The sequence below is a fragment of the Bacillus sp. MYb78 genome (assembly GCF_002975115.1).
GTDB classification, from domain to species: Bacteria; Bacillota; Bacilli; order Bacillales; family Bacillaceae_G; genus Bacillus_A; species Bacillus_A cereus.
In genome coordinates this window covers 53,263-70,311 of sequence record NZ_PCOB01000024.1, presented here as the reverse complement: position 1 = coordinate 70,311, position 17,049 = coordinate 53,263, and the positions used below count along the sequence as shown (strand labels likewise).

The following is a 17,049-nucleotide window of genomic DNA, read 5'->3' as shown; positions in this document are numbered from 1 at the left end:
AAAATATGAACATAGTTGTTTTATCCAGTATCGTTGCTGTTTGTATGGCTGTCGGTGCGATGTTTATTCGTTTAAAAGCAGCTAAGAAACCTGCAACATTGAAAAAAATTATACTTCCACCATTTTTTATGAGTACGGGCGCATTGATGTATGTTTTTCCTGAATTTCGATTAACTCCAGCAGAAATGTTAGAAGCAATTGGTGTCGGTTTGATTTTCTCTATTTTTCTTATTAAAACATCTAAGTTTGAAATTAGAGGACAAGAGATTTATTTGAAGCGTTCAAAAGCCTTTGTTTTTATATTAATTGGATTACTTGTCGTGCGGATTGTATTTAAAACATACTTAAGCCAATCTCTTGATTTAGGACAACTTAGTGGCATGTTCTTCTTACTTGCGTTTGCGATGATTGTGTCATGGAGAATTGCAATGTATCGTTCCTTTACGAAATTACAGAAGGAAATGGAAAAAGAAGATGGTTTTTATAATGAAAAAGATATGAAGCTAACTTAAAAACTGTATATGTACTAAATAAAAAGACAGCGTTAAAGGCGCTGTCTTTTTTATCGAAAATAATATGGAGTTACTTTGCGAGTAAAGATTGATAGTTAGAATAATCAATCTTTTTTTCTTGTAGTTTTTTAATTAAAAATTTATGATCACGCTTTGGTGTGGCAATGATATATCCTTTAATAATTAAGTCTTGTGTAATTCGAGAGGCATTTTCTTGTAATGCAAGTTCCCCGATTTTTCCAGCGATCTTTGATTTTGCAACATCGCGAAATAGTTCTGGAACAGGGCTTACAAGCTCTTCTAACAATTGTTTTTGTTCGTCAGCCCATAAATGTCTCGTTTTATTTATGTAGTGTTCTTCCCAATCCAAAATGGACATGCCGTCTTCTTTTGGTAATCGTTTTAAAAATTTTCTGAACATAAAGTATCCACCGATAGACATAAGCCCTAATAAAATAACCGTCCATAATACAATGAACCAACTGAACCATCCTTCGAGCAAGCATATCCCCCCTTAATGATAGCGGTTTTCTTTTATTCATATTATATACAGTGAGATTCATAGAAAGCAAGAACGCTTGGTCATTTTGACCAAGCGTTATAGTTTAAACGAAGTATAGTTGTTCAACACATAAATTATTATTATCGTCTTCAACATACTCAATAATAAGTGTGCCAACTTTACGATCTTTATCTTCAGTTGTGAAAATAGAGTAAGAAGTAAAACGTGTTTTTGATAGGCCGCTTATATGTGTAGGTAAAGAAATGTAGTCGTTATCGCGGAAGAATTCCATCAGTTCAATATCCTCAAATTCTTTTCGGTCAACTTGTTTGTTTGTATAGCGGCGTTGAAGTTGTTTTAAAGACTCATTCCAAGAAATTGCTTTTGTGTCGTATACCATTGTTCTATCTCCTTACTGTATGTAATCATTAAGAACATACGTTCTAATCTAGTATACTCTTTTTATTCGAAAAGGGAAAGCAAAAAATAATGTAAGCTTGGATTTCCAAGCTTACATTATTGATGCGTCCGTCATAATCTCTATTTTTTATTATAAGTTAGATAGGAATAAGAAACAAGATGATATATATAATGTTGAGAGTTTTAAAAATTCTGTATATTATAGGTGTACTAAAGTGTAAGGGAATGAGAGGTATGGTATACGTAATTTCACTGCAAGGGCCGATGGCTAGCGGAAAAACAACATTGGCTAAAAGGTTAGAGAGATGTGGGCTTTCGGTTATATATGAAAATCCTTATCCAATTGTAGAAAAGCGAAAGCGATTAAATTTGGATATGAATTCAAAAGAAGGGTTTATCATAAATCAAAAAATGTTTATTGAAGCAAAAATTAAGGAGTTTCAAAATGTGAAAGATTCAGTCGTAATTTTTGATCGCGGACCAGAAGATATTGAGTTTTTTACACTCTTTTATCCAACGATTATAGGGGAAGAGTGGGATATAGAAGCTGAATTGAAAGATGAATTATATGAATTAAGAGAATGCCGTTCGGATGCGATTTTTTACTTAGATGTTACGAAGAAGAATGTATATGATAGAAAAAATAATGATAGAACAAGAAACAGAAGTACGTTTGAGGAGCAATTTAAATTAGTAGAAACTGAAAAAGACTGGTATAAACAATTTCCTGTAACTTATGTGGACACGAATAGATTAACAGTGGACGATTTAGAGGTATATTTTATGGACTGGTTAAAGGAGAGAGAGCTATGAAAAAAATACTTTTACTTGTATACCCAACATTTGCAGAGTTTGAAATAACAGTAGCAACGGCATTGCTGAAGAATAAATTTGAAATCATTACAGCGGGCTTAACAAAAGAATTGATTATAAGTGAAACAGGTTTGCAAGTGCAACCACATATAGAATTAAGGGAAGTGCATGTAGAAGAATATGAGGGAATTATTATTCCAGGCGGGGATGCGATACATATGAAGGATGCAGAAGGACTCTTTTCAGTCATTCGCCAATTTCACGAACAAGAAAAATTAGTAGCTGCTATTTGCGCTGGACCGTATGCGCTAGCAAAAGCAGGCTTATTCAAAGAAATCTCGTATACAGTGACCATAGATTATCAAAAACTTGATTGTTTTCCAGTAGAAAATTTTGTGTATAAAGAAGTTGTGCAACACTCAAATATTATTACAGCACAAGGACATGCATTTGTACCATTCGGAATAGCGATTGCCTCTTACTTTGGGATAGCGAACGAACATAATACAAATTTTTATGGCGGTAAGGGTAATGTGATGATGGAGAAACTTTTATCTGAAAATGTATAAAAGCTAGCGAATGCTAGCTTTTTTCTTTTTTACACCGATAAATAACTAAAGTTTTCGGATCGCGCCATATACCGTTATGAAGTGATAATTCATTTTCTACTTCTTCTTTTAGCCATACCTTCATTTCCGCGTGAAGAAGTGTATTATCAGGTATATTTAGCGACGGAAACATGCTAGAAATATAGTTTACTATTGGGGTAGAATGATGAAAAACGAGCGCATTATGAATAACTGTTTCTTCAACCGTTGGAAAAACGGATTGTAATATCTCTTTACCATTTTCTAAACAAAATGGAGTGACTGATGATGTTGTTTTCGGTAAATCAAATGCGTCTAACATGCGGTTACACATTTCAACTATACGAGGTAATGTAACACTAGAATTTGTTGTAGCTAAAAGTGAGCCGCCGGGACGAATTACTTTATGGAATCCTTGAATTGTTTTTTCAACATCTTTCATGTGATATAACATATGTCTTGCGATTATTAGGTCATAATAATTTGTTTTGAAAGGGAGTTTACTAGCATCCCCTCGTTTCCATTCTATTAAGTTATTCGTCTTAGCAGCTTCAGCAAGCATAGCTTCGGATTGATCCAACCCGGTTAATAGGCCTTTATGACCATTTGTTTGTAAAAGGGAAAGGAATTTTCCGCTAGCGCACCCAACCTCTAATATGCTTTCTTCCCCTTGAAGTTGTAAATGTTCAATAACGATTTCATCTAAATTCACTTGTTTTTCTTCGTAATGTTTATGCGTATCGATACGTGTTTGTAAATTGTTACTGACGCTATATTGCCTTTTTACATCATTCATTTTTTCATATTCCACTTTCGTACAAAATTGTTGGATCGCATGTGTTAATACATCCGTTTTCTTTAAACCTTCGTAATGGAGTGCAGCTTCAAACCTTGCAAGTAATTTTTCTTCAATTCGAAAATGAATATCTTTTCGCTTCGTCATTGAAATCTCGCCCCTTTGCATCTGTTAGTGAGACTATAGCATGCTTGGAAAAATTGTGTAAATAATTTGTGTACACAAATGGAGGGGATGAAAAAAATGTTTGAATGTGAGTTTAAACTATTGACGATTTAACCGTTTTCATATATTCTTAAATTAAGTAATATTCAAATAATTCAAAAGAAATGAGAGAGTCACATGCTTCTTCAAGGAACACATCGAATTGGTCGTATGGCCATGCTGTTGGCACTTGCGGATGAAAATGAAAGTCCTGTATTATCCATTCCGAAAGGTTGGAAGTATTGTACGGGGAAAGTGGGTTCGATGAATTCGCAAAAGGTTGTCGCAGCAATGGAAACAGCGGCTAAGAGCAACCAAGTTATTGAAACAGATGTTTACAGAGAAACACATGCACTTTATCATGCAATTATGGAAGCTTTGTACGGAGTGACAAGAGGTCAAATTCAGTTAGCAGACGTTCTTCGTACAGTAGGACTTCGGTTTGCGATTGTGCGCGGTACACCATACGACGGAAAAAAAGAAGGCGAATGGGTTGCTGTTGCATTATATGGAACGATTGGTGCACCTGTAAAAGGATCTGAGCATGAGGCGATTGGTTTAGGAATTAATCACATATGATTTGCCCATAGTCTATTAGTTAGAAGGGGGCCTTACTTTTTTAGGACAGAAGTCTGTCTTAAAAAGATAAGGTCCCCTTTTGCCTTTTTAAGGAGGAAAAATGATGATTACGTTAACAGGACATACATTGACAGTTGAAGAAATGAAGAGGTTATTACTTGAAGGAGAAGGTGTAACAGCTTGTCCAACTAGTATGCAAAAGGTAGCAGAATGCCGCGAAGTAGTTGAGAAAATCGTAGAAGACGAAAAAGTCGTTTACGGTATTACAACTGGATTTGGAAAGTTTAGTGATGTGCTAATTCAAAAAGAAGATGTGAAGGCACTTCAGCATAATTTAATTCAGTCACATGCATGTGGGATAGGCGATCCATTCCCAGAAGAAGTATCACGCGGTATGTTAATTTTACGAGCGAACACGATGCTTAAAGGAGTATCTGGTGTTAGACCGCTCGTTGTAAATATGCTTCTTGAGTTTGTAAACCGTAAGATTCACCCAGTCGTTCCGCAACAAGGTTCACTTGGTGCGAGTGGAGATTTGGCACCTTTATCTCATCTTGCGCTCGTATTATTAGGCGAAGGTGAAGTGTTCTATAAGGGGAAACGCGTTCATGCAATGGTTGCTCTTACAGAAGAAGGGCTTGAGCCAATTGAACTTGAAGCGAAAGAAGGTCTTGCATTAATTAATGGTACGCAGGCGATGACAGCGCAAGGAGTTCTTTCTTATATAGAAGCAGAAGCAACGGCGTATCAAGCTGAACTAATTGCTTCGATGACAATTGAAGGGTTACAAGGCATTATTGATGCATTTGATGAAAATGTTCATAAAGCACGTGGTTATAAAGAGCAAGTGGATGTAGCAAGCAGAATTCGTGACATTCTTCATGATAGTAAGTTAACAACAAAACAAGGAGAACTACGTGTACAGGATGCCTATTCACTTCGTTGTATCCCGCAAGTACACGGTGCTTCTTGGCAAGTTTTGAATTATGTGAAAGAAAAATTAGAAATTGAAATGAATGCCGCAACAGATAATCCGCTAATCTTTGATGGCGGGGAAAAAGTAATTTCAGGTGGTAATTTCCATGGTCAACCGATTGCGTTTGCGATGGACTTCTTAAAAGTAGGAATGGCGGAACTTGCAAATATTTCGGAGCGCCGTATTGAGCGTTTAGTAAATCCGCAATTAAATGATTTACCACCATTTTTAAGTCCAGAACCAGGACTGCAGTCAGGTGCAATGATTATGCAGTATGCTGCAGCGTCACTTGTTTCTGAAAATAAAACGTTAGCACATCCGGCGAGTGTAGATTCAATTCCGTCTTCTGCTAACCAAGAAGATCATGTAAGTATGGGAACAATCGCTTCACGCCATGCTCATCAGATCATTCAAAATGCAAGACGTGTTCTTTCAATTGAGATGATTTGTGCAATGCAAGCAGCAGAATATCGTGGTATTGAAAATATGAGTACAGTGACGAAGAGCTTCTACCATCAAGGTCGTCAGCAAGTGCCATCTATTAAAAATGACCGTATATTCTCAACGGATATTGAAAATATTGCGCATTGGTTAAAAACGAATTATTCAATAAAAGAAAGATTAGATGTAAACGCAGCACTATAAAATGAGAAAAGGGAGAGATTGAAATGGAAAAAGTACAACAAACAATTCGCGCGCCAAGAGGTACAGAGTTACAAACGAAAGGTTGGGTGCAAGAAGCAGCACTTCGAATGTTAATGAACAATTTAGATCCTGAGGTAGCTGAAAAACCAGAAGAATTAGTTGTATATGGTGGAATTGGCCGTGCAGCTCGTAACTGGGAAAGCTACAATGCAATCGTAGATTCATTAAAAACGTTAGAAAGCGATGAAACGTTACTTGTTCAATCAGGAAAACCAGTTGCCATTTTTAAATCACATGAAGACGCGCCGCGTGTTCTGTTAGCGAATTCAAACTTAGTACCAAAATGGGCGAATTGGGATCACTTCCGAGAACTAGAGAAAAAAGGACTTATGATGTACGGACAAATGACAGCTGGTAGCTGGATTTACATTGGAACACAAGGGATTCTACAAGGAACATATGAAACATTTGGTGAAGCAGCTCGTCAACATTTCGATGGTTCATTAAAAGGTACATTAACACTTACTGCTGGCTTAGGTGGTATGGGTGGTGCACAACCTCTTGCTGTAACGATGAATGGCGGTGTTGTCATTGCTATTGATGTAGATAAGCGTAGTATCGATCGTCGTATTGAAAAGAGATATTGTGATAAGTATACAGAATCATTAGAAGAAGCATTGGCTATTGCAAACGAGTATAAAGAGAAGAAAGAGCCTATTTCAATTGGATTATTAGGCAATGCAGCAGAAATTTTACCTGAGTTAGTAGATCGTAATATTATCCCTGACTTAGTTACGGATCAAACATCTGCTCATGACCCATTAAACGGTTATATTCCAGTAGGTTATACGTTAGAAGAGGCAGCGAAACTTCGTGAAGAAGACCCAGAACGTTACGTACAATTATCAAAAGAAAGCATGACAAAACATGTAGAAGCAATGCTTGCAATGCAAGAAAAAGGCGCAATTACATTTGATTATGGAAATAACATTCGTCAAGTTGCTTTCGATGAAGGCTTGAAAAATGCATTCGATTTCCCAGGATTCGTTCCAGCGTTTATTCGTCCATTATTCTGTGAAGGAAAAGGACCGTTCCGCTGGGTAGCACTTTCTGGTGATCCAGAAGATATTTATAAAACAGACGAAGTAATTTTACGCGAATTCGCTGACAATGAGCATTTATGTAACTGGATTCGTATGGCACGTCAACAAGTGGAGTTTCAAGGGCTTCCATCACGTATTTGTTGGTTAGGTTACGGTGAGCGTGCGAAGTTTGGCCGCATCATTAATGAAATGGTGGCAAATGGTGAATTATCAGCACCAATCGTAATCGGTCGTGACCATTTAGATTGCGGATCAGTAGCATCTCCAAACCGTGAAACAGAAGCGATGAAAGACGGTAGTGATGCAGTAGCAGACTGGCCAATTTTAAATGCATTAATTAACAGTGTAAACGGTGCAAGCTGGGTGTCTGTTCACCACGGTGGCGGCGTTGGTATGGGTTATTCACTTCACGCTGGAATGGTTATCGTTGCAGATGGAACAGAAGCAGCAGCAAAACGTATTGAGCGCGTATTAACTTCTGACCCTGGTATGGGTGTTGTTCGTCACGTGGATGCTGGATATGACTTAGCTGTGGAAACTGCGAAAGAAAAAGGCGTTAACATTCCAATGATGAAATAAGGAGGAGAAAACATGCTGGACACTTTACTAATAAATATTGGTCAATTACTAACAATGGATCAAGAAGATGGCTTGTTAAGACGGGAAGCGATGAACACGCTTCCTGTTATCGAAAACGGTGCGGTTGGAATTGAAAACGATGTAATTACTTTCGTTGGAACAGTGGAAGAAGCGAAAGGACTTCAGGCGAAAGAAGTTATTGATTGCGGCGGGAAAATGGTTTCTCCTGGTCTTGTCGACCCGCATACTCATCTTGTATTTGGTGGATCTCGCGAAAATGAAATCGCACTAAAATTACAAGGAGTTCCGTACTTAGAAATTTTAGAACAAGGCGGAGGCATTCTTTCGACTGTAAATGCAACGAAACAAGCATCGAAAGAAGAACTTGTTCAAAAAGCGAAATTCCATTTAGACCGTATGTTATCTTTCGGAGTTACAACTGTAGAAGCGAAGAGTGGTTACGGATTAGATGATGAGACGGAATGGAAACAATTAGAGGCAACTGCACAATTACAAAAAGAGCATCCGATCGATTTAGTTTCCACATTTTTAGGTGCTCATGCAGTTCCGAAAGAATATAAAGGTAGATCGAAAGAATTTTTACAATGGATGTTAGACCTACTACCAGAAATGAAAGAGAAGCAATTAGCGGAATTCGTTGATATTTTCTGTGAAACAGGTGTGTTCTCTGTCGAAGAGTCAAAAGAGTTTTTATTAAAAGCGAAAGAGCTTGGCTTTGATGTGAAAATTCATGCAGATGAAATCGACCCTCTTGGTGGTGCGGAAGCAGCGGCAGAAATCGGTGCAGCATCAGCAGACCATTTAGTTGGCGCTTCTGATAAAGGAATTGAAATGCTTGCAAACTCTAATACAGTAGCCACTTTATTACCAGGAACAACTTTCTATTTAAATAAAGAAAGTTTTGCTCGCGGTCGTAAAATGATTGATGAAGGTGTTGCAGTTGCGTTAGCTACAGACTTTAACCCAGGTAGCTGTCCAACTGAAAATATTCAGCTTATTATGAGCATTGCGATGCTAAAACTGAAAATGACACCAGAAGAAGTTTGGAATGCTGTAACGGTTAACTCATCATATGCCATTAACCGTGGTGATGTAGCTGGGAAAATTAGAGTTGGTCGTAAGGCAGATTTAGTTTTATGGGATGCTTACAATTATGCTTACGTACCGTATCATTACGGCGTAAGTCATGTGAATACAGTATGGAAGAATGGTAATATTGCATATACAAGAGGTGAACAATCGTGGAGCACGGCCACTATTTAAAGAAAAATGCAAAGTTTATTGATCGTGAAGTGACAAAATGGAGTGAGATGATTAAAGATTGGGAGGAAGGCGTAGAAATATTCGGTGCTGCTTTAATTGGAGCACCCCTTTCTAAACCATCTATTAGTCATTCAGGAGCAAGTTTTGCTCCAAAAACAATTCGAGCGATGTTAGATGCATACAGCACATATGCAATTACAGAAGAACACGATATGAAAGAAAGTGTCTTATATGATTGCGGCGATATTACGATGCATGTGACGGATATAAAAGAAAGTCATAACCGAATTGCGAAAACAGTTGGTCATGTAACGAAAGTAAATCCGAACATGATACCAATCGTTCTTGGTGGTGACCACTCGATTAGTTTTCCGAGTATAACAGGCTTTGCAAACAGTAAAGGAAAGGTCGGGATTATTCAATTTGATGCTCATCATGATTTACGTAATTTAGATGATGGAGGCCCGTCAAATGGTACACCATTCCGTAGTTTACTAGAAAATGATGTCATTACAGGGAAACAACTTGTTCAAATTGGAATTCGTAATTTTGCTAACGCACGTACGTACCATGAATATGCAATAGAGCATGGCGTAACAGTGTATACAATGAAAGACGTACGAGAGCGAGAAATAAAAGATATTATCACGGAAAGTATTGAAGTGTTAAGAAAACAAGGTGTGACTTCTATTTATATTTCTCTTGATATGGATGTACTAGACCAAGCGTTTGCACCAGGTTGTCCAGCAATTGGGCCAGGTGGAATGGATAGTACGACTTTACTAGATGCGATTGAATTCCTTGGTAAAGAACCGCTCGTTCAAGGGATGGATATAGTAGAGATTGATCCAACTCTTGATTTCAGGGATATGACGAGTAGAGTAGCAGCGCAAGTGATTATGAGTTTTCTTTTAGCGAGGGAAATAGTTAGTAAGCAGGTTAGTATATAGACGGAAAAGTAGATCTTTATCTATGCCTTATCAAAAACACATTACTACTCAAATGTAGTAATGTGTTTTTATGTTAAAAGAGAATGAATGTGGGTGCAACCGTTAATAAAATTGCGGGTTTTTATAGTGTGTTATGTAAATTTAATTTCTTGCTTTTGAAGTATTGACGCGTAAAATAATTTTATGATAAAATAAAAATTTTGCTAAAAAACTAAAAGTGTGTTAAGCTTGAGAAGGTTACCATATATGGAGGTGGATTATTTGTTTCAAATTGGCGATAACATTGTTTATCCAATGCAGGGAGCAGGTATAATTAAAGCCATAGAAGAGAAGGAAGTCTCAGGAGAAAAACAACAGTATTATGTTATAAAAATGTCGGCTAGTAATATGGAACTAATGATTCCAGCAGGGAGAATATTGAATTCGAATATACGACCAGTGACGGATATAACCGCATTAGCACACATAATGGATATTTTTCAACATGGGGAATCAGATAGATTACTTACGTGGAAACAAAGGTATAAATTGAACACTGATAAAATAAAGACGGGTAAAATGCAAGAAGGTGCTGAAGTTGTGCGCGATTTAATGCGTATACAGAAAGAAAAAGCACTTAATGCAAGCGAAAAGAAGATGTTAGATAACGCATATGAATTTTTGATTAGTGAACTGGGATTAATTGAAGGTATCACAGAAAATCAGATAAAAAGCTTTTGTTAAGGTTCATTACAAATAATGTATTATATCCCAAAAAAGATCTTGAATTTTTTGGGAACATAATTATAGAAAATTTATCATTTCAAAGACATTCAACTCTTTCAAACCACTTTTAGAGCATTACCTCTATTGTTATTACTACAATCAAATCCATTTTTATTTTTTAATTTCATTTATGAATGTTCGAAGTTTAATTGAATACTTCGATAAAATAGTTACTTGATTTTTGCAATCCTGATTCACACTGGCACGGACGAGGAGCCGTAAGGATGAAAGAGAGGTAGGGCTTTCATTGTTTTAGGTATATAAGTTATTATTTTTAGAAGAATACTGAACCATATTCACTTCTATTGATAAGGTATTTTTTATATTAAAGAGATAAACGAATTGACAGCCATATATGGTCAACAAAAAAGGTTTCCTTCTAAGGAAACCTTTTTTAATATTATTTATAGTATTTTATTTTTTTGATATTCGAATTTTTTATTGTAAAGTCGTAAAAATTGACGTTACTATCTAAAAGTAAGTATGATGCGATTATAGTAAGATTTTTTAGGGGGAAGAAAAATGACAAGTTCAAGTAATAAAGCAGCGAGTATTTATGAAGGAACAAATGTAAATGCTGGGGGATTTTTTGAAAACGTTGAAGAAACAAAGTTGTTTGATCCAATTCAAATTGGAGCTTGGTCTCTTCGTAATCGTATAGCGATGGCACCGATGACAAGATGCTTTGCAGATAATGAAACTGGAGTAGTTGGTGCGGATGTAGTGGAGTACTACAGAAAACGTGCTGCGGATGGAATTGGACTAATTATTACAGAAGGAATTGTCATTAGTCCGAGAGCAAAAGGAAACCCAGGAGTACCAGGTATTTATACACAAGAACAAATCGATTCTTGGAAACCTGTTACAGAGGCAGTACATAAAGAAGGCGGGACGATTATTGCTCAAATATGGCATGTTGGGCGTATGAGTCATCATGAAATAATTGGTGGTCAAATGCCACAAGCACCGTCGGCTATCGCTGCAGAGGGAAATGTTCCACGCTTTCGTAAACCGTTTGATACGCCAGAAGCAATGACGTTAGAAGAAATACAAGAAGTGATCGGTCAATACGCACAAGCTGCGAAAAATGCGATCGAAGCTGGATTTGATGGAGTAGAAATTCACGGTGCACACGGATATTTAATCGATCAATTTACGTATGAGTTTGCGAATAAGCGAACAGATAAATATGGCGGTAATTTAAAACAAAGGTTAACGTTTATGAAAGAAGTAACGGCGGCTGTAATAGAAGCTGTTGGAGCTAATAAAACACTTCTTCGTTTCTCTGCTTTCAAAGGTGATAATCCTACTTATATGTGGGAAAACCCTGAGTTTGCAATTGAAACGTTCATAAATATGTTTACAGAGGTTGGATTAACGATGATCCATCCTTCAACGATGAATTATACCCAAGAGATTGCTGACGGAAAGAATTTTCATCAACTAGTAAGAAAATATTGGGATGGTACGATTGTTGGGGTTGGTAATTTAAATCCGAAAGAGGCCGAAGAAGCGTTGCAAGAAGGAACGATTGATGTAGCGGCATTCGGAAGACCGTTAATTGCTAATCCAGACTTTGTTCATCGAATTAAACACGCTGAAAGTTTAGTTGAATATGACGCGAAAGAGCATCTTGCTACGTTAGTATGAATAAAGATAAAAGGAGAACACATCTAGTGTTCTCCTTTTATTATGGAATTTCATAGGGGGAAGCGGGATGAGTGAAACGCTACTCGTTATTATTAGTATATTACTATTTTTAATGTTGCTTTTAATCGTCTTTTTTATCATTACATTTTTTATAAAAAAACGAACACATCATTCTATTTTAAAATTACATCCGTACTTAGGAAGAATGCGCTACTTACTGGAAAAGATAGGGCCTGAATTTCGACAATATTGGTTTGATCATGATACGGATGGAAAGCCTTTCTCACGTTATGATTTTCAAAGTGTTATGTTTTTAGCGAAATATCGCTCTGAAATACTTGGTTTTGGATCAAAACGAGATTTTGAAGCTTCTGGATATTATATTGCTAATACATTATTTCCGATATTAACGGAGGAATTAAGTGTGAATCTCACGCAAGAGCGAGAGGGTAAAAAGTACGTGATTCATAAAGAAGGGTTATTTTCAAGAAGAGAAAAATTGACAGCGGATACAACGAATCTTTGGCTGTACGAAGAAGATGATGCAATTATAGTCGGTGAGAACCGTAAATATCCGTGGAAGCTACATGGCATGTTTGGTGCATCTGCGACTTCTTATGGTGCGATTGGAGAAAATTATATTTTAGCGAGTGGTCTTGGAGCAAAAATGGCAGGCGGATCGTGGATTAATACGGGTGAAGGTGGCGTTATTCCAGAACATTTACATACAGGAGCGAATATCGTTGCGCAAATTGGTCCAGGGTTATTTGGATACCGTGATGAAGACGGTAATTTTTCAATGGGAAAATTCATGGAGAAAGTGAAAGAAAGTAATATTAGAGCATTCGAATTGAAATTTGGGCAAGGTGCTAAAATACGTGGTGGTCATTTAGAGGGGCAAAAAGTAAATGAGAAAATTGCGTTTGTTCGCAACGTCCGAAAGGGAGAGACGATTAATTCACCGAATCGATTTTCATTTTTAAAGAATGCAGCGGATACACTTTATTTTATTCAACAGTTGCAAGAAAGCGGCGGTAAACCAGTTGGAATGAAAATTGTAATTGGTCAGCAGAAGCCTTTGGAAGATTTAATAAAAACAATGAAAGAACTAAACATTTATCCAGATTTTATTACAATAGACGGTTCAGAAGGCGGATCAGGGGCAACGTATAAATCGATGGCAGATTGTATGGGACTGCCGCTTATTCCAGCATTACTTACATTTATCGATACAGCAAACCATTATGGTGTCCGTAACAAGTTTAAAGTATTTGCATCGGGTAAATTAATCACACCAGATAAAGTGGCGATTGCTTTAGCGATTGGGGCGGATGCTGTAAGTTCAGCCCGCGGATTTATGATGGCAAGCGGCTGTATTATGGCCCTTCAATGTAATTCTGGCCAATGTCCATCTGGTGTAGCCACGACGAATCCGCATTATCAAAAAGCGTTAGATCCGTATGAGAAGAAGTGGCGAGTCATGAATTATATTATTAGTATGAGATATAGTTTATTTTCATTAGCAGCGGCAGCGGGAGTGAAGAGCCCGCGCCATTTAACTAGAGAGCATATTGTGTTTAAAGACGAGGTGGGGAGAGTAGTTCCTCTTTCGGAATTGTTTCCTACTAGTAAATAGAAGATGAGCTATGCTTAAATAGAGTTAAAAGTCATACATTTGTATGGCTTTTTTATTTTCTGAATATTATTACTTTAATTTCTTAAAAAATCATTGTAATCCACTGGGATAAAGGCGTTTATAAAGGTTTTCACATGTAATGAAAAGTGCTCGTTCACTTGAAAGAACAAAAAATGTTTGTTAAGGTAGGGAACCATAAGCGAAAACAAGAAAATAGAAAAAGTCATTTTTCGAAATTTTGAATGGCTTATGGAATAAGGGAGAGATTTGGTGAAGATTGAAATTATGGTTTCGCTTGCTATTTATATGGCAGGTATGTTGTATATCGGATATTGGTCTTATAAGAAGACATCCGATTTATCAGATTATATGTTAGGTGGAAGGGGACTCGGTCCAGCAGTTACAGCTTTATCAGCTGGTGCTTCTGACATGAGTGGTTGGATGCTAATGGGATTACCTGGTGCGATGTATGCAACAGGATTATCAAGTGTATGGATTGCGATAGGTTTATTAATAGGTGCTTATGCAAACTATTTAATCATTGCCCCACGTTTACGAACGTATACAGAAGTGGCAAATGATTCAATTACGATTCCAGACTTTTTAGAGAATCGGTTTAAAGATCGTACGAAAATACTTCGTTTTGTCTCCGCTATCGTCATTTTAGTATTTTTCACATTCTATGCGTCGGCTGGTTTAGTTTCAGGTGGACGTTTGTTTGAAAATTCTTTCAACCTAGATTATAAAATTGGTTTATTTGTAACAGTGGGTGTCGTTGTTGCGTATACACTATTCGGTGGCTTTCTAGCCGTAAGCTGGACGGACTTTGTACAAGGTTGTATTATGTTTATTGCGCTTGTACTAGTGCCAATTGTTGCTTTTACGGATGTCGGTGGTGTAACAGAAACATTTAATACGATTAAACAAGTCGATGCATCGCATTTAGATATGTTTAAAGGGACCACAATACTTGGCATTATTTCATTTTTAGCATGGGGACTTGGGTATTTTGGTCAACCGCATATTATTGTCCGTTTTATGGCAATCACCTCTATTAAAGATTTAAAGACTTCTCGTAGAATCGGTGTCGGTTGGATGACAATTTCAATTATAGGTGCAATGCTTACTGGTCTAATTGGTATCGCTTATTATGCTAAAAATAATGCGACATTGCAAGACCCAGAAATGGTCTTTGTAACATTCTCCAATATTTTATTCCATCCGTACATTACAGGATTTTTATTATCAGCTATTTTGGCTTCGATTATGAGTAGTATTTCCTCACAATTACTTGTTATTTCAAGTGCAGTAACGGAAGACTTCTATAAAACATTTTTCCGTCGTAATGCAAGTGACAAAGAACTTGTATTTATCGGTAGATTGTCAGTATTAGTAGTAGCTATGATCGCAGTTGTTTTAGCGTATCATCCAAGTGATACAATTTTAACACTTGTAGGTTATGCTTGGGCTGGATTTGGTTCAGCGTTCGGACCAGTCATTTTATTAAGTTTATATTGGAAAAGGACGAATAAATGGGGCGTTCTTGCAGGTATGATTGTTGGTGCAGTAGTTGTTATAGCATGGGTACAAATTCCAAGTTTAAAAGCAATTATGTATGAAATGGTACCTGGATTCTTCTGTAGTTTATTAACTGTTATCGTTGTAAGTTTATTAACGAAAGAACCCGTTAAGGCAGTTCATCGTGAATTTAATGAGATGGAAGCAATATTGGAAGAAGAAACGAAATGATTAGCGAAGAGAGTAAACGAAACTGGCGTTTACTCTCTTTTTATTTAAAATGAAAATAAGGAACTTATTGACAACTAAAAGTAAGTAACTTATAATAAATTTGAGTTCAAGTTAATTTGTACTTTGAATAAAGCTTTCAAATGGAGTAAATATTTTTCGGAAATTATCTCGAATTTGAGATGAATTGACAAGCTGGAAGTTAATGTGTAATTTTGTAATCGATATCTCGAATTCGAGATAAAATTATAATGACGGATTTTACTTTGTAGCATGGACAAAATGAATAATGAATTTAAATGTAAAAGAATTTTTATAATGAAATAAAAAAGGAGTGGAAGAAATGGAAAAGAAAACAATGGGAATCCATCACATTACAGCGATTGTAGGGCATCCACAAGAAAATGTAGACTTTTATGCTGGTGTATTAGGGTTACGTTTAGTGAAACAAACAGTGAATTTTGATGATCCAGGTACGTACCATCTTTATTTTGGAAATGAAGGAGGAAAACCTGGAACAATTATTACGTTTTTCCCATGGGCAGGTGCTCGTCAAGGTATTATTGGGGATGGTCAAGTAGGAATTACGTCTTACGTTGTACCAAAAGGTGCAATGGAGTTTTGGGAAAATAGATTAGAAAAATTCGATGTTTCGTATACGAAAATGACTCGTTTTGGAGAGCAGTATTTAGAATTTGATGATCCGCATGGTTTGCATATAGAATTAGTTGAAAGAGAAGCAGGCGAATTAAATAATTGGAGTTTTGGAGAAGTTACACCAGAAGTAGCAATTAAAGGGTTTGGAGGTGCTGTTCTTTTATCTGCACAGCCTCAAAAAACAGCTGAATTGTTAGAACATATTATGGGTCTTGAGAAAATTGGAGAAGAGGGTGAATTTGTTCGATTCCGTTCTTCTGCTGATATTGGAAATATTATTGATTTGAAATTATCAACAATCGGTCGTGGCCAAATGGGCGTTGGTACAGTTCATCATATAGCTTGGAGAGCGATTGACGATGCTGATCAGCTAGACTGGAAAGAGCATGTGTCGCGTTTTGGATATCACGTAACTCCTGTACAAGATCGAAATTATTTTAACGCGATTTATTTTAGAGAACATGGTGAAATCTTATTTGAAATTGCAACAGATCCTCCTGGTTTCGCTCATGATGAATCGTTAGAGACGATGGGTGAGGAATTAAAGTTACCGGAACAATATGAACAACATAGAAAACAGATTGAACAAACGCTTTTACCATTTGAAGTGAGAAATTTAGATTAAAGTGATTGAAGGGGGAACAG

Annotated in this window: 16 protein-coding genes; 13 read left to right on the top strand and 3 right to left on the bottom strand. The window is 36.7% G+C overall.

Going from position 1 to position 17,049, the window contains the following annotated elements; translation table 11 throughout:
* Positions 1-5 precede the first annotated feature (5 nt).
* The gene (locus tag CQ064_RS28280; protein WP_001028640.1) at positions 6-512 is read left to right on the top strand and encodes a CcdC family protein; all 507 of its coding nucleotides are present in this window, start codon (positions 6-8) and stop codon (positions 510-512) included.
* 70 nt (positions 513-582) lie between these two features.
* Here the strand turns inward: CQ064_RS28280 and CQ064_RS28275 are convergent, their stop codons facing one another.
* Together CQ064_RS28275 and CQ064_RS28270 are read right to left on the bottom strand one after the other, a co-directional pair.
* Positions 583-1,014: a DUF2621 domain-containing protein gene (locus tag CQ064_RS28275; RefSeq protein ID WP_000889378.1), complete on the bottom strand. Its 432-nt coding sequence runs from the start codon at positions 1,012-1,014 to the stop codon at positions 583-585.
* 103 nt (positions 1,015-1,117) lie between these two features.
* A complete protein-coding gene (locus tag CQ064_RS28270; protein ID WP_000262400.1) occupies positions 1,118-1,414 on the bottom strand; it encodes a hypothetical protein in 297 nt (98 codons plus the stop codon).
* 245 nt (positions 1,415-1,659) lie between these two features.
* Between CQ064_RS28270 and CQ064_RS28260 the strand changes: the two genes are divergently transcribed.
* Positions 1,660-2,247, top strand: coding sequence for an AAA family ATPase (locus CQ064_RS28260; protein WP_003271178.1), 588 nt, complete (start codon positions 1,660-1,662; stop codon positions 2,245-2,247).
* Complete coding sequence (locus CQ064_RS28255; RefSeq protein ID WP_000722338.1) at positions 2,244-2,816, top strand: DJ-1/PfpI family protein; 573 nt, start codon at positions 2,244-2,246, stop codon at positions 2,814-2,816. The genes CQ064_RS28260 and CQ064_RS28255 overlap by 4 nt, the downstream gene beginning before the upstream one ends.
* Positions 2,817-2,829: 13 nt before the next feature.
* Here CQ064_RS28255 and CQ064_RS28250 read toward each other — a convergent pair whose 3' ends face one another.
* The gene (locus CQ064_RS28250) at positions 2,830-3,777 is read right to left on the bottom strand and encodes a class I SAM-dependent methyltransferase (RefSeq protein ID WP_000166750.1); all 948 of its coding nucleotides are present in this window, start codon (positions 3,775-3,777) and stop codon (positions 2,830-2,832) included.
* A 195-nt stretch (positions 3,778-3,972) separates the two neighbouring features.
* Here CQ064_RS28250 and hutP point away from each other — a divergent pair, with 195 nt between their 5' ends.
* From hutP to CQ064_RS28200, 10 genes are all read left to right on the top strand, one after another.
* A complete protein-coding gene (hutP, locus tag CQ064_RS28245) occupies positions 3,973-4,413 on the top strand; it encodes a histidine utilization transcription antiterminator HutP (protein WP_000926516.1) in 441 nt (146 codons plus the stop codon).
* 103 nt (positions 4,414-4,516) lie between these two features.
* Entirely contained in the window at positions 4,517-6,034 is a 1,518-nt protein-coding gene (hutH, locus tag CQ064_RS28240) for a histidine ammonia-lyase (RefSeq protein ID WP_000631864.1), read from the top strand.
* Positions 6,035-6,057: 23 nt separating this feature from the next.
* Positions 6,058-7,716 carry a urocanate hydratase gene (hutU, locus tag CQ064_RS28235; protein WP_000416936.1) on the top strand — a complete coding sequence of 553 codons (1,659 nt, stop codon included), beginning with the start codon at positions 6,058-6,060 and terminating at the stop codon, positions 7,714-7,716.
* Positions 7,717-7,728: 12 nt separating this feature from the next.
* Positions 7,729-9,000 (top strand): imidazolonepropionase, encoded by a 1,272-nt coding sequence (gene hutI, locus CQ064_RS28230; protein WP_000887518.1) that lies wholly within the window; start codon positions 7,729-7,731, stop codon positions 8,998-9,000.
* On the top strand, positions 8,979-9,950 hold the full coding sequence (gene hutG / locus CQ064_RS28225; protein ID WP_000399836.1) for a formimidoylglutamase: 972 nt from the start codon (positions 8,979-8,981) through the stop codon (positions 9,948-9,950). Before hutI ends, hutG begins: the two co-directional genes overlap by 22 nt.
* Positions 9,951-10,211: 261 nt before the next feature.
* Positions 10,212-10,673: a CarD family transcriptional regulator gene (locus tag CQ064_RS28220; RefSeq protein WP_014482101.1), complete on the top strand. Its 462-nt coding sequence runs from the start codon at positions 10,212-10,214 to the stop codon at positions 10,671-10,673.
* A 564-nt stretch (positions 10,674-11,237) separates the two neighbouring features.
* Positions 11,238-12,365 (top strand): alkene reductase, encoded by a 1,128-nt coding sequence (locus tag CQ064_RS28215; RefSeq protein ID WP_000204578.1) that lies wholly within the window; start codon positions 11,238-11,240, stop codon positions 12,363-12,365.
* 67 nt (positions 12,366-12,432) lie between these two features.
* Positions 12,433-14,001 (top strand): FMN-binding glutamate synthase family protein, encoded by a 1,569-nt coding sequence (locus CQ064_RS28210; protein WP_000005168.1) that lies wholly within the window; start codon positions 12,433-12,435, stop codon positions 13,999-14,001.
* A gap of 270 nt (positions 14,002-14,271) precedes the next feature.
* Positions 14,272-15,750 (top strand): sodium/proline symporter PutP, encoded by a 1,479-nt coding sequence (gene putP / locus CQ064_RS28205; protein ID WP_000687594.1) that lies wholly within the window; start codon positions 14,272-14,274, stop codon positions 15,748-15,750.
* A gap of 340 nt (positions 15,751-16,090) precedes the next feature.
* Positions 16,091-17,029, top strand: a complete 939-nt coding sequence (locus CQ064_RS28200) for a ring-cleaving dioxygenase (RefSeq protein ID WP_000412727.1) — start codon at positions 16,091-16,093, stop codon at positions 17,027-17,029.
* Positions 17,030-17,049 lie beyond the last annotated feature (20 nt).